This is a genomic window from Bacillus sp. NTK074B (genome assembly GCF_017303375.1).
Classification (GTDB): Bacteria; Bacillota; Bacilli; order Bacillales; family Bacillaceae_B; genus Rossellomorea.
This window is the reverse complement of the sequence record NZ_JAFKOH010000002.1, coordinates 161,072-175,144: the sequence shown is the minus strand read 5'-3', so window position 1 is coordinate 175,144 and position 14,073 is coordinate 161,072. Positions and strand designations below refer to the sequence as shown.

Annotated in this window: 13 protein-coding genes and 1 pseudogene; 12 read left to right on the top strand and 2 right to left on the bottom strand. The window is 40.8% G+C overall.

Annotated features, from left to right (window positions below; translation table 11 throughout):
- Positions 1 to 7 precede the first annotated feature (7 nt).
- A complete protein-coding gene (locus JI667_RS04255; RefSeq protein ID WP_206850851.1) occupies positions 8 to 616 on the bottom strand; it encodes a trimeric intracellular cation channel family protein in 609 nt (202 codons plus the stop codon).
- A gap of 202 nt (positions 617 to 818) precedes the next feature.
- On the opposite strand from JI667_RS04255, the gene hflX reads away from it, so the two are divergent.
- The 4 genes from hflX (at position 819) to glnA (ending at position 5,295) form a co-directional block, all read left to right on the top strand.
- Entirely contained in the window at positions 819 to 2,072 is a 1,254-nt protein-coding gene (gene hflX, locus JI667_RS04250; RefSeq protein WP_206850850.1) for a GTPase HflX, read from the top strand.
- A gap of 18 nt (positions 2,073 to 2,090) precedes the next feature.
- Complete coding sequence (locus tag JI667_RS04245; RefSeq protein WP_206850849.1) at positions 2,091 to 3,359, top strand: aminotransferase class I/II-fold pyridoxal phosphate-dependent enzyme; 1,269 nt, start codon at positions 2,091 to 2,093, stop codon at positions 3,357 to 3,359.
- A 148-nt stretch (positions 3,360 to 3,507) separates the two neighbouring features.
- Complete coding sequence (locus tag JI667_RS04240) at positions 3,508 to 3,924, top strand: MerR family transcriptional regulator (RefSeq protein WP_206850848.1); 417 nt, start codon at positions 3,508 to 3,510, stop codon at positions 3,922 to 3,924.
- A gap of 36 nt (positions 3,925 to 3,960) precedes the next feature.
- The gene (gene glnA, locus JI667_RS04235) at positions 3,961 to 5,295 is read left to right on the top strand and encodes a type I glutamate--ammonia ligase (protein WP_206850847.1); all 1,335 of its coding nucleotides are present in this window, start codon (positions 3,961 to 3,963) and stop codon (positions 5,293 to 5,295) included.
- Positions 5,296 to 5,494: 199 nt separating this feature from the next.
- On the opposite strand, the gene lexA is transcribed toward glnA, so the two are convergent.
- Complete coding sequence (gene lexA, locus JI667_RS04230; protein ID WP_206850846.1) at positions 5,495 to 6,115, bottom strand: transcriptional repressor LexA; 621 nt, start codon at positions 6,113 to 6,115, stop codon at positions 5,495 to 5,497.
- A 156-nt stretch (positions 6,116 to 6,271) separates the two neighbouring features.
- Between lexA and yneA the strand changes: the two genes are divergently transcribed.
- The 8 genes and pseudogenes from yneA to JI667_RS04190 all read left to right on the top strand — a co-directional run bounded on the left by yneA (position 6,272) and on the right by JI667_RS04190 (position 14,070).
- Entirely contained in the window at positions 6,272 to 6,598 is a 327-nt protein-coding gene (yneA, locus tag JI667_RS04225; protein WP_206850845.1) for a cell division suppressor protein YneA, read from the top strand.
- Positions 6,599 to 6,609: 11 nt separating this feature from the next.
- Positions 6,610 to 7,260, top strand: a complete 651-nt coding sequence (locus JI667_RS04220; protein ID WP_206850844.1) for a YneB family resolvase-like protein — start codon at positions 6,610 to 6,612, stop codon at positions 7,258 to 7,260.
- A 104-nt stretch (positions 7,261 to 7,364) separates the two neighbouring features.
- Positions 7,365 to 7,598, top strand: coding sequence for a DUF896 domain-containing protein (locus tag JI667_RS04215; protein ID WP_206850843.1), 234 nt, complete (start codon positions 7,365 to 7,367; stop codon positions 7,596 to 7,598).
- A gap of 231 nt (positions 7,599 to 7,829) precedes the next feature.
- Positions 7,830 to 9,836 carry a transketolase gene (gene tkt / locus JI667_RS04210; RefSeq protein ID WP_206850842.1) on the top strand — a complete coding sequence of 669 codons (2,007 nt, stop codon included), beginning with the start codon at positions 7,830 to 7,832 and terminating at the stop codon, positions 9,834 to 9,836.
- Positions 9,837 to 10,078: 242 nt separating this feature from the next.
- Entirely contained in the window at positions 10,079 to 10,519 is a 441-nt protein-coding gene (sirA, locus tag JI667_RS04205) for a sporulation inhibitor of replication protein SirA (protein ID WP_206850841.1), read from the top strand.
- Between the two features lie 84 nt (positions 10,520 to 10,603).
- Positions 10,604 to 10,825: a YneF family protein gene (locus tag JI667_RS04200; RefSeq protein WP_034759902.1), complete on the top strand. Its 222-nt coding sequence runs from the start codon at positions 10,604 to 10,606 to the stop codon at positions 10,823 to 10,825.
- Between the two features lie 180 nt (positions 10,826 to 11,005).
- Complete coding sequence (locus JI667_RS04195; protein ID WP_206850840.1) at positions 11,006 to 12,127, top strand: CamS family sex pheromone protein; 1,122 nt, start codon at positions 11,006 to 11,008, stop codon at positions 12,125 to 12,127.
- Between the two features lie 195 nt (positions 12,128 to 12,322).
- Positions 12,323 to 14,070, top strand: a pseudogene (locus tag JI667_RS04190) (ABC transporter transmembrane domain-containing protein).
- Positions 14,071 to 14,073 lie beyond the last annotated feature (3 nt).

The window sequence follows — 14,073 nt, the reverse complement described above, 5'->3', positions numbered from 1 at the left end:
GGTTTTTTTATACATGGGCGCGTAAACTTCGATTTGGTAGCCTCCATTTATATAAATAGGAAAGGACACGCAATGCCGTGGTAATGACGAATAAAGAATATAACTCTAAGGCAGTGTGAACAATGCCGAGTCCTATGGCTGCACCGCAAAGAACGGCCCACACAGCATATATTTCAGATCTCAGGACCAACGGCTTTCGGCCAGCGAGAAGGTCACGTATCATTCCACCGCCACTCCCCGTCAACACGGCAGCAACGATTATCGCGCTGATGGGATGGTTCATTTCAGATGCATATAAGGCACCTTGGATGGCAAATGCGGAAAGACCAATTGCATCAAAAAAATTCCCCCACTTCCTCCAATGTTTTAAGAGATTATTAGGGAATAGGAATACGGCTGTAATGGAAAGAAGAGCGATTTGAAATAGCATTCCCTGCTCCCAAAGTGCAGATACCGGTACACCAATCAGTAAATTCCGGATGGCTCCCCCACCGAAAGCAGTGACAATTCCTAATATATAAACACCGAGGATATCATATTCCTCTTCCATGGCGATGATAGCTCCTGAAATAGCAAAAGCAACGGTACCGATGATACTCAGTACTTCCCACGTCATACTCATTCCTCCTCACCCTATACAATATGCTACATGCCATTATGTAGAATCTTGAAGTGGTGTTTTGTCATAATCAAGCATACTGATTTTAACACGAATGTGCTTATTTGCAACCATTTTTCATTGCTTTTTACATAGAGTTTACGGGGTGGATTTGATATGATGGGAATTAGATTGAAAAGTAAAGAAAGAAGGATGATGATTGAAGAATGAGTCGATAGAAAAAGTCATTCTGGTTGGCTGCCAACTGGAAGAAGATGATTTGCGTTTTCAATATAGTTTAGCAGAGCTTGAAGAGCTGACTGAAACCGCTCAAGGACAAATCGTGGCTTCCATCACCCAAAAGCGAGACCGGGTCCATCCGAGTACGTATATTGGGAAAGGGAAAGTGGAAGAACTATCCATCCTGGAAGAACAACTTGAACCGGACATCATCATATTTAATGATGAATTATCTCCCAGCCAGATAAGGAACTTATCTAGAGAGTTAAATGCGAGAGTAATTGACCGCACCCAGCTGATTTTGGATATTTTCGCCGGTAGGGCCCGTTCAAGAGAAGGGAAATTACAAGTAGAGCTTGCTCAGCTTCAATACCTGCTCCCGAGACTGATCGGTCAGGGAGCATCCCTTTCAAGATTAGGAGGAGGGATCGGAACGAGGGGACCGGGTGAGACGAAGCTAGAAAGTGATCGCCGTCATATTTACCGTAGAATCGACGACATAAAGAAGCAATTACAAACGATTGTCGAACATAGAGTAAGGTACCGGGAACGAAGAAAACGTAATAAAACCTTTCAAATTGCTCTTGTCGGGTATACAAACGCTGGGAAGTCCACGTTGTTCAATAGAATATCTATGACAGATTCATATGAAGAAAATCAGTTATTCGCTACATTGGATCCAATGACCAGGAAGATGCCTTTACCCTGCGGTTATCAAACGTTACTAACGGATACCGTAGGATTTATTCAAGATTTACCGACAACTCTCGTGGCGGCCTTCAGGTCGACCCTGGAAGAGGTGAAGGAAGCTGACCTTCTTCTTCATATTGTGGACAGCTCCAATCCTGATTACAATCAGCATGAAAAGACCGTTCAATCTTTATTGTCGGAATTGAGTATGGACGCATTGCCACAATTAACAGTATATAATAAGAGGGATTTCATCATTCCAGATTTTGTTCCTTCCGGGGAATCCGACAGCATCCTGATCAGTGCCCTGAACGAAGGAGATCGGGGACAGCTATTATTAAAAATAGAAGAAATCGTGAAAACACATATGATACCTTATCATGCGTTTATACCTGCGAATGAAGGAAAACTTCTTTCACAATTGAAGAATGAAACCATCTTAAGGAAAATAGAATTCCTGGAAGAAAGTACTGTTTATGAATTGACCGGATATCATCTGGAAGACCATCCAGTAGCAGGAAGCATCAAGAAATTTCAAAGGTAGAAGGGAAACAAAAATCTTATGTATGAACAATTACTCAACGGGAATACACTAAAACCACTTGTGTCCAAAGTGGAATCAAAAATCAAAGAGATACATAGCCAAATTGATCAACGTGCTGAAAGTAATCAATTTAACGTCCTACGGTCCTTTCAAAAACACCGGGTGAGTGATTCTCACTTTATCCCTTCAACCGGCTATGGATATGACGATGCGGGGAGAGACACGTTGGAGAGCATCTACGCTGATGTATTCGGCGGGGAAGCGGGGCTTGTCAGGCCACAAATCATTTCGGGTACACATGCAATCTCCATCGCCTTGTTTGGGGTGCTTCGACCTGGGGATGAACTTGTGTACATTACAGGAAAGCCTTATGACACACTCGAGGAAATTGTCGGTATACGGGGAGAGGGCACAGGGTCTCTCAAGGACTTCCATATTGGTTACCAAAGTGTGGATTTAGAACAGTCAGGAAAAGTCGATTTTGAAGCGGTAGCGAAGACCATCTCTTCAAAAACAAAAATGGTGGGAATTCAGCGCTCTAAAGGCTATGCCAACCGACCTTCATTTACAATAGAAGAGATAAGGGAAATGATTGACTTTATTAAAGAAATCAACCCAGGAATCGTTGTCTTTGTAGATAACTGCTACGGTGAATTTGTAGAGGACCGAGAACCTTGTCATGTCGGGGCAGATCTTATGGCAGGGTCCCTTATTAAGAATCCCGGAGGAGGTCTTGCTAAGACAGGAGGCTATATCGTGGGTAAGAAAGAATACGTAGAAGCCTGTTCATTCCGGATGACATCACCCGGAATCGGTGCGGAAGCTGGGGCATCCCTATACAGTCTGCAAGAAATGTATCAAGGATTCTTTCTCGCACCACATGTGGTGGCACAATCACTGAAGGGTGCTGTCTTCACATCGGCCCTTTTAACAGAGATTGGGATGAACACTGATCCTTCACCATTCGCCGTTCGTACAGATTTAATCCAGTCGGTGCAGTTCGATGATAGAGATAAAATGATTGCCTTCTGTCAAGCAATCCAATTTGCCTCACCAATCAATTCGCATTTCACCCCATATCCAAACTATATGCCTGGTTATGAGGACGACGTCATCATGGCGGCAGGAACGTTTATTCAAGGGTCGAGCATTGAACTATCAGCTGATGGACCGATAAGACCTCCATACGTTGCGTACGTTCAAGGGGGATTGACATATTCACATGTCAAAATTGCTGTTTGCTCGGCAGTTGATAATTTAATCGAAAAAGGTTTAATCACTATTTGAAAAGGATAATAAAGTAGTAATTGGATAGTCTACAATCGACTATCCTTTTCTTTTGATCGCTTATGTAAGAAAAACTAACATATGATTGACAGAACTCCTGACATTACATATAATATACTTAAGAAGGAAAACAAAAGGAGGAATCAAGATGAGCGGAAGTGAAATTCGTCGAACGATGGCATTATTTCCAATTAGTATTGTCATGCAGCTCACGGACTTAACGGCTCGTCAGATTCGATACTATGAAGAGCACCAGCTGATAAACCCTGCACGGACTGAGGGAAATCGACGGCTCTTTTCCTTGAATGACATTGATAAGTTATTAGAAGTAAAGGATCTGTTAGATCAGGGTATCAACATGGCCGGAATCAAGAAGATTTTTTCTGTATCCAGTCATAATGAAAACAAAGTAGTATCTGACGTAAGTAATGAAAAGGAAGAAAAAGCACGACAGGATCTATCAGACGATGAGCTGCGTAAATTGCTTCGAAATGAGTTAATGCATTCTGGCCGATTCAATCGATCATCCCTTCGTCAAGGTGATATGTCACGCTTTTTTCATTAAATTAACCTTTAATACACTTGAGGAGGAATTACGTAAATGGCAAAGTATACTAGAGAAGATGTGTTAAGATTAGCGAATGAAGAAGGAGTTAAGTTCATTCGACTACAATTCACTGACATTTTAGGGACGATTAAGAACGTAGAAATCCCTTTAAGTCAGCTTGAAAAAGCATTGGATAACAAGATGATGTTTGATGGTTCTTCGATTGAAGGATTCGTTCGTATAGAAGAATCAGATATGTACCTTTTCCCTGATTTGGACACGTGGTTAGTATTCCCATGGACAGCTGAAAAAGGAAAAGTAGCCCGACTGATCTGTGATATTTACAATCCGGATGGAACTCCATTCGAGGGAGATCCTCGTAACAACCTTAAGCGTATCTTAGGTGAAATGGAAGAACTGGGGTTTACTGACTTCAATCTTGGACCTGAGCCGGAATTCTTCCTCTTTAAATTAGATGTTAATGGTGAACCTACATTGGAATTAAACGATAATGGTGGATATTTCGATTTAGCTCCTACCGATTTAGGGGAAAACTGCCGTCGTGATATCGCTTTAGAATTAGAAGAAATGGGCTTTGAAATCGAAGCATCTCACCACGAAGTAGCACCTGGTCAGCATGAAATTGATTTCAAGTATGCAAATGCATTAAAGGCTTGCGATGATATTCAAACGTTTAAATTAGTGGTTAAAACAATTGCACGTAAACATGGTTTACACGCAACCTTCATGCCAAAACCATTATTCGGCGTAAATGGTTCTGGAATGCACTGTAATATGTCACTATTCAAAAACGGCGTCAACTCCTTCTTTGATGAAAAAGGTGACCTGCAATTAAGTGATACTGCACGTCAATTCCTAGCTGGTATCATTAAGCATGCTACTGCCTTTACAGCAATTACAAATCCCACTGTCAACTCATACAAGCGTTTGGTTCCAGGATATGAAGCACCTTGTTATGTTGCATGGTCTGCGCGTAACCGAAGCCCATTAATCCGTATTCCTGCTTCCCGTGGATTAAGTACACGTGTTGAAGTGCGCAGTGTCGATCCTGCAGCAAATCCTTACCTGGCAATGGCTGTATTATTGGCAGCAGGGTTAGATGGCATAAAAAATAGCCTGCCAGCTCCTAAGCCGATTGACCGTAACATTTATGTAATGGACAAAAAAGAGCGTGAAGAAGCAGGTATCGTAGATCTACCGGCAACATTGCATGCAGCTCTTGAAACTCTAAAAACAAATGAAGTCATCGTTAAATCTCTTGGAGAACACATCTTCGAACACTTTGTGGAAGCGAAAGAAATTGAATGGGATATGTTCCGTACACAAGTACATCCTTGGGAGCGCGAGCAATATATCCAAATGTATTAATAAGAAGAACCCCTGACACTTTGAGTGTTGGGGGTTTTATCTTTCAGGGAACAGGTGGTTCGCAGATAAAGTTTTTGATTTGAAACAGATCATAAAACCGGGAATGGAGCACTGATCGGCTTCATTCCCGGTTTTTTTATTTGATTATTAGTAATTGCAAAGCATGTAGTGTAGGCATGGTGCATACCGGATATGACCGTTAATGTACTTGCCGATACACGCCAACGACTTTACCTAAAATGGAGACGTTTCGCAATATGATCGGTTCCATGGTTGAGTTTTCCGGTTGTAGACGAACATAATCCCGTTCTTTAAAGAAACGTTTAACTGTTGCCTCGTCTTCATCAGTCATAGCTACGACAATATCCCCGTTATTCGCTGTTTGCTGCTGGCGTACAATGACAAAGTCCCCGTCGAGTATACCGGCTTCAATCATACTGTCCCCCATGATTTCCAACATGAAAACCTGCTCATCCGAAGGAGCCATCCGTTCGGGTAGGGGGAAGAATTCTTCCACATTTTCCACTGCCGTGATGGGTTGACCGGCGGTGACCTTCCCGATTAGGGGAACATTCACCACTCTTTGTCGAGGAATTGTATCCTCGTCTAAGTCCAAAATTTCAATAGCCCTTGGTTTAGTAGGGTCGCGTCGAATCAGACCTTTACTTTCAAGCCTGGCCAAATGTCCATGTACGGTGGAACTGGAAGCAAGACCGACGGCTTCGCCGATTTCACGTACGGAAGGCGGATAGCCTTTTTCTCTAACTGATATTTTAATATATTCGAGTATGTCTTGCTGTCTTTTAGACAATTTTGTCATGTTCACGCACCTCTATTATAGATCTTATGTTCCCATTATAGCATGTCATTTCTATTGATACAAACATAAGTTCGAATTTCCATTGACACCAAACGGATGTTCGTATTACAATGGACATAACGAAACAGAACAAACATTCGCATAGGAGGTAATTTCATGTTAACACATATATGGTCCCGATTCTCATACATCATCATATTTATTGCATTAGTTTTTTTATCAGCGGCCTATTTATTAATAAACACAGCAAATCATCCTTCATATCAAAGTATCACCGTCAAGGATGGCGACACTCTTTGGACTATTGCCAAACAGTATAATCAGGAATATTCTATGACAGTGGAAGATTTTATTGCCTGGGTGGGAAACGAAAATGATTTAAACTCTTATTCTATTAAGCCAGGTGATTCACTTGTGCTACCGATAGAAGATCCAACCCTATCAACACAATCAGATTTCGAACTGGTAATGAATGAAGAATAGAGGGATATAAGATGAAAGCTGTAATATACTGCAGGGTAAGTACGAAGAAAGATTCACAGGAGACATCCCTGGAGCGTCAGGAAATAGAGCTGATCAAATTAGCGCAGGAGTATCATTTTGATATAGTTACAGTGATTAAAGACCAAGCCAGCGGCTTTGAATTGGATCGTCCTGGTGTATTAGAACTACTGGACCTGGTGAAAGATGATAGCATTGAAGCTGTACTCATTCAAGATGAGACAAGAATCGGCAGGGGAAATGCTAAAATAGCCCTTATACACTGCTTGTTAAAAGAAAACGTAAAGATTATCAGCCATACTCATAATGGGGAACTTCACTTGTCTGAATCTGATTCAATGGTCATAAACATTGTCAGTATGGTAGAAGAATATCAAAGAAAACTCCACAATTTAAAAATCAAAAGGGGTATGAAAAGGGCAGTGGAAAATGGTTTTCAGCCACATAAAAATCTGAAGAACAAAGGAAATGTAGATGGCAGGGAACGAATTGAAGTTCCAGTTGAGGAAATAGTGCGTTTAAGGAAGAATGAATTAACTTTTGCAGAGATCGCTGCTACCTTAAGGGGATTTGGCTATGATGTCTCTAAAGCTACGGTACACAGACGTTTTAAGGAATATATGATGTCCCTTGAAGAGGCATAACCCTTGTTTTATCTCCTTTAATCTAGTAACATGACGTTAGAATAAAGTACACTTTAAATTATTATCTATCGTTTGCCGACAAAGCAATAAAGGAGTTTTTATAGATGCTTTCAAAAACAAAAATGAACCGTATCAACGAGCTTGCAAAAAAGTCAAAGAGCAGTGGCCTTACAGAACAAGAAGCAAAGGAACAGACCAAGCTTAGGAAAGAATATCTAGAAACGTTCCGTCAGTCAATGAAAGGAACAATCGAAAATACAAGGATTTTCGATCCGGAAGGCAATGAAGTTACACCTAAAAAAATTCAAGATATACAAACCAAAAAGAATATGCATTAAAATATGAGCTGACAGTCCCATTAAGAGACTTGTCAGCTTTTTGCATTGAACATTTATATCTCCCCTCTATTCTGATCGTATTTCCTTTTAAAACAGGGTAGTGTGATTACTTTTACAGGGGTTTTTATTTTTCAAGGGTGATAATGTCATGTTATCATTCAAGATAGTTGTATAAACTACCAAAGAAGATTAATATTAATAAGGTACATTACAAGGAAGGATGTCTGACATATGTTTGATAACACAGATCAATTAGCAATTAATACAATTCGTACATTATCAATCGATGCAATTGAAAAAGCAGGTTCCGGTCACCCGGGAATGCCTATGGGTGCAGCTCCCATGGCGTATGCCCTATGGACAAGATTTATGAATCATAATCCTAAAAATCCTGAGTGGTTCAACCGCGATCGTTTTGTTTTATCCGCAGGTCATGGATCGATGCTATTATATAGCCTGCTTCATCTCTCTGGATATGGTGTGTCCATGGAAGATCTTAAAGAATTCCGCCAATGGGGAAGTAAAACCCCGGGACATCCTGAGTATAAGCATACTCCAGGTGTAGAAGCAACGACCGGACCACTTGGTCAGGGAATTGGAATGGCAGTAGGGATGGCTTTAGCTGAAAGACATTTGGCCAGTACATACAACAAAGGCCAATACAATATGGTTGATCACTTTACATACTCAATTTGTGGGGATGGAGATTTAATGGAGGGTGTCTCTTCTGAAGCTGCTTCATTGGCAGCTCACCTAAAATTAGGTCGACTTGTTGTTCTATATGATTCCAACGATATTTCACTAGATGGAGATCTTGATAAATCTTTCTCCGAAAGTGTTAAGGGACGATTTGAATCATACGGTTGGCAATATATCCGGGTTGAAGATGGAAATGACCTTGAAGAAATCTCAAAGGCCATTGAAGAAGCACAAGGGGATACAACCCGTCCGACCATGATCGAAGTAAAAACGGTCATCGGATACGGTGCTCCAAATAAATCAGGTAAATCTGCGGTACATGGTGCTCCGCTTGGTGAAGATGAAATGAAGCTCACCAAAGAAGCTTACCAGTGGACGTTTGAGCAGGATTTCCATGTTCCTGATGAAGTTTACAGCCGTTTCGAAGAAAAAATTCAACAAACGGGTTCTGAGAAAGAACAAGATTGGGCCAATCTGTTCATTAAGTACAAGGAAGAACACACTGAATTGGCAACTCAATTAGAGGCAGCCATCAAAGGTGAACTACCACAAGGATGGGATAAAGATATTCCTGTTTATGAAGAAGGAAAAGCACTGGCTAGCCGCGCTTCTTCCGGTGAGGCATTGAATGCCATTGCTAAAAATCTCCCTTCATTTATCGGCGGTTCCGCCGACTTGGCAGGTTCCAATAAAACGATGATTAAGGATGAGAAAGATTTCATGCCTGGATCATATGAGGGACGTAATATTTGGTTCGGAGTCCGTGAATTCGGAATGGGTGCAGCCATGAACGGTATGGCTCTACATGGTGGCCTTCATGTATTTGGAGGAACATTCTTCGTCTTCAGTGACTATTTGAGACCTGCTATCCGCTTAGCGGCTTTAATGGGGTTACCGGTAACGTATGTATTTACACATGATAGTATCGCAGTCGGAGAAGATGGTCCTACACATGAACCTGTAGAACAACTGGCATCCCTTCGTGCTATGCCGAACCTTTCAGTCATCCGTCCTGGTGACGGGAATGAAGTGGCAGCTGCCTGGAAGTTATCTTTAGAAACTAAGGATCAGCCTACGATGTTAGTTCTTTCTCGTCAGGATCTTCCTACTCTTAAAGGTACTGCCGATAAAGCATACAATGGGGTGGATAAGGGGGCCTATGTGGTTTCAGCTTCCGGTAAAGATCAGCCGGACGCCCTGCTAATTGCGACGGGATCCGAAGTACATCTTGCTGTAGAAGCTCAGAACGCACTTGAAAAAGACGGTATCAGTGTATCTGTTGTGAGTATGCCATCTTGGGATCGCTTTGAAAAACAATCAAAAGAATATAAAGAATCGATTCTCCCTAAGAGCGTGAAAAAACGCCTGGCAATTGAAATGGGATCTCCAATGGGCTGGGATCGCTATGTTGGGGATGAGGGCGACATCCTGGCGATAAATGGTTATGGTGCATCTGCTCCAGGAGCGAAAGTCTTGGAAGAGTACGGCTTCACTGCCGAAAATGTGGTATCAAGAATTAAAGCTTTACTTCAGCAATAGTCAATGTGAAAGGTCAGCTCCTTACTCTCTTTAAGGAGTTGGCCTTTTTTTTTACAACTTTGATTTGTGTTGCAGGTTTTGAAAGGAATGGATGTTGGGTAAGAGACTCTTATACGTATATTCTTCGAATTAACCAAGAGATAGAATACCTTCGACAAAACTAGTGCAGATTTTCAACAATTTATGACAATGACTCCCTTCTAGTTGATTTATACTATATAAAAGAAAGGCAGGAGGGAGAAATGGTGCGAAATTATCAAATCTATTGGATTGAAGAATTGTTTGTCCAGCACTATTATGGTCGTGAGAGGATGTTCTATCAGTTGTTTTCTGATTGGGAGTCAAGTACAGGGGATCATCACGATATTGTCTCCAAACAAGTAGATTACATTACAAAACCTATTCCTTACCTTCCTACACAGAGGTTACTTAAACATGAAATCATGAAAGTTGACGGTTCAGCCTGGATTGATTCGGTCGCGACTATAGAAAAAGAAGAGTCGGGTGCCAGGCTTGTGTTGAATGAAAAGTCAATGACTTTGCATGCCTGGGGACAAGATATATCAGAGTATATCTTCTTTGAAATTTTACGAAGAAATATGGGCCAGTTATTGGCTATCGATATAAAAAATGAACAATTTGGCTGGTTAAAACCAATAAAGCAAAGAAAATTTATATATTAATATGAAATTTCGACCAAAATATTGTATAATGTTTCAGGGTTTAGTACACTTTTAGAAGGACAACATGAAGGAGGAAGTAAGAATATGGGAACGACTGGATTACTCATTCTAGTAGGAGTTCTGGCATTACTTGCTGGAGTTGCACTAGGATTTTTCATTGCTCGTAAATATATGATGAGCTACCTAAAGAAAAATCCACCAATTAACGAGCAAATGTTACGCATGATGATGATGCAAATGGGGCAAAAACCATCCCAGAAGAAAATCAATCAAATGATGAATGCAATGAATAAGAACATGAAGTAATAGATGGAAGCACTCAGGTGATGAGTGCTTTTTCTATTGTTCGGGAATGCTGATGGTACTGCCGATAAATTCGTTCTTTTAGGATAATGGAATTATTTTTATGGATTCATAAAAACTTAAACTTTATCTCTCAGGTTGAAATAAAATATATGATAAAATATAGTCCGGAGGGAATCATATATGAAAAAATGGAGTATTGTTTCACTGTCTCTTTTGATCCTTGTTGCCGGATGCAGCAATAAGCCTCAAGAAGTGATCGATGAAGAAACGCTTGAAATTCAAAATAGTGCAGCAAGTGATGCACGGGAATATTTAAATTATAAAGTAGACAAAGAAAAGAAATCGGTAAATCGCGGTATGATTACCATGACGATTAATAATCGCAGTGATATGGATGAGATAGAGACGGGGCTTATGTCATTGTCCACTGAGCATTTTTCCCCTGAAAAATATGTCTATCAAGAGGGGCAATACTTAAAGAAATTAAGTTCATGGTTGGGAAGGGAATCTAAATCCAATAAATCAGGACTTAATCCTCCTTTAAAGATAACAGACGATATGACGTGGGAACAGCAGATGGAGCTCGAAAAGAAAAATCCAATGTACCTCGCATATATTCATGAACAGAATTATGTAGACTCAGAAGGTAAAATTAAAGGGATTTCACTTGGGCTTGCTATGAATTCAGTCGATTATATCCGTGTGGAAGATGATCAAAAGCTTATGCACTTCGACGAAGCCAAAATAAACGAGAAAATGATGGAAGAATACGGCAAAAAAATAGCCGCCAAAGTTGCTGGTAGGGTAAAGACGATAAAAGAATTAAAAAATGTACCCATCATGATTTCCATTTACAAGCTTCAACCATTAAATAGTGTCGTTTCAGGGAATTATATTGCAACAACCTATTTGGACGAGAACGATAATAGAATTAAAAAGTGGGATGATCTATCCGACAAATATTATTACTTCCCAAGTGATGAAGGGGAAGAAAAGGACCGCGATCTATATAATCGAATCCGGGACCTCGAAGATTATGTGTCAAAATTCTTTTCTCATCAGGATATTGAATTTGTCGGCAAAGGGTTATATAAGAAAGACTCCTTAAATAAACTCGTCATCGATGTACATACCGGCATGGTGAAAGAAACCGAATTGATAGGGTTTACTCAGGCGATCGGTCCTGAAATCGTCGATTACTTCCCTCACACACCGGTTTATCTTTACGTGAAAACACCAAAGGGTCTTAAAGCGACCATTGTCAAAGAAGTAGACCAGGAACCGTTTGTAGAAATCCATTAAGGTTTAGCCAGTACAAAGAGCACCTCTCAATGAAGAGAGGTGCTCTATTTTTATATACATGGTCACAATCCTTACGAAAGACCCATTGACATAAATAGGTTTTAGCCAGCAGCCTCCGAGAAAAAATATATTTCTCAAGATTTTGAAATTTGGTAAAATAAAGAGTCGATTTATTCATGATTCGGAGGGGATTGAATGAAAGCCTTTTTAGATTTGAAATGGTTTTTTCTACAGGAGAGAAAGTCATATGTATCCGGAACCATCCTCCTGTTGATGGTCGCTTTTCTCCAATTGATTCCACCCAAAATCGTTGGAATCGTGGTCGATTCAATAAAAGAACGTTCGTTGACAACAGGGGATTTGGTGAAATGGATATTAATTTTGATAACAACAGCACTAATGATGTATGGTCTCCGTTTTGTGTGGAGAATCATGATCTTCGGTTCCGCGACGAAGCTTTCCCGAATATTGAGGAACGAACTTTATCAACATTTCACTAAAATGTCACCGGCTTTCTATCAAAAAAAGCGTGTAGGGGATTTGATGGCTCACGCAACAAATGACTTGCAAGCGATTCAACAAACCGCGGGAGTAGGCGTATTAACCCTTGTAGACTCTTTATCAACGGGAGGATTTGTCCTGTTGGCTATGGCGATTACTATTAGTTGGAAGCTGACTCTCATTGTTCTGATCCCTATGCCCATCATGGCCATTTTAACAAGTTATTATGGGACGCTCCTGCATAAACGGTTCCATCACGCTCAGGAAGCGTTTTCGGCATTGAATGATAAAACCCAGGAAAGTGTTACCGGCATTAAAGTGCTTAAGACCTTTGGTCAGGAAAAAGAGGAAATTGAGTCGTTCAGGGTTCAATCAGAAGAGGTGGTTCAGAAGAATATGTCCGTTGCAAGGGTAGATTCTTTATTCGATCCGACCATCTCGATTATCGTCGGGCTTTCCTTTTTCCTTTCGGTTGTATTCGGATCCAGGTTTGTGATAAGCGGGGAGATGACGATTGGTGAATTGATTTCTTTTACTACTTATCTAGGACTCTTAATTTGGCCTATGCTTGCCTTCGGATGGCTATTTAACATAGTAGAAAGGGGCCGTGCATCTTATGATCGTGTTTCAGCCCTGTTGAATGAACGGGTGGACATTCAAGACGGTCCAGATGCACTTGAGCAAGCGATATCGGGGGATATAGAATACCATATCGCTTTTTATTCGTACCCAGGTGAGGAAGTACAGGCTCTTCAAGATATTCATTTAATGATAAAAGAGGGTCAGACCATTGGTATCATTGGAAAAACAGGGGCAGGAAAAACCACTCTGTTAAGGCTCCTCTTGAGAGAATTTGAAGGATACGAAGGTGAACTCAGGTTTGGAGGCGAAATCATCCAACGTTATAAATTAAGCTATTTGCGTGAAAGTATTGGATATGTGCCCCAGGATCACTTCTTATTTTCTGCCACGCTAGGAGAGAATATAGCGTTTTCTAATCCCTTATCTTCACCGGAAGAGGTCGAAATGGCTGCAAAACTTGCTCATATACATGACGACATCAGCAGGTTTCCGAAAGGATATGAGACAGTGGTAGGTGAAAGGGGAGTTTCATTATCCGGTGGACAGAAACAGAGAATCTCCATTGCAAGGGCCCTGTTATTAAAGCCTGAAGTATTAATCTTGGATGACTCTCTGTCTGCAGTGGACGCCAAAACAGAAGAAGCCATTTTGAGATCCCTAAAACAAAATCGTACCGGTAAGACAACAATGATCACGACTCATCGTTTAAGTGCCATTCAACATGCAGACATAATTATCGTCCTGGAAGATGGGAGATCATTGAAAGAGGTACCCATAGTGAATTGATGAAGGAAAATGGCTGGTATAAAGAAATGTATCTCCGCCAACAATTAGCAAAACTTGTGGAGCATGGAGGATAAGCG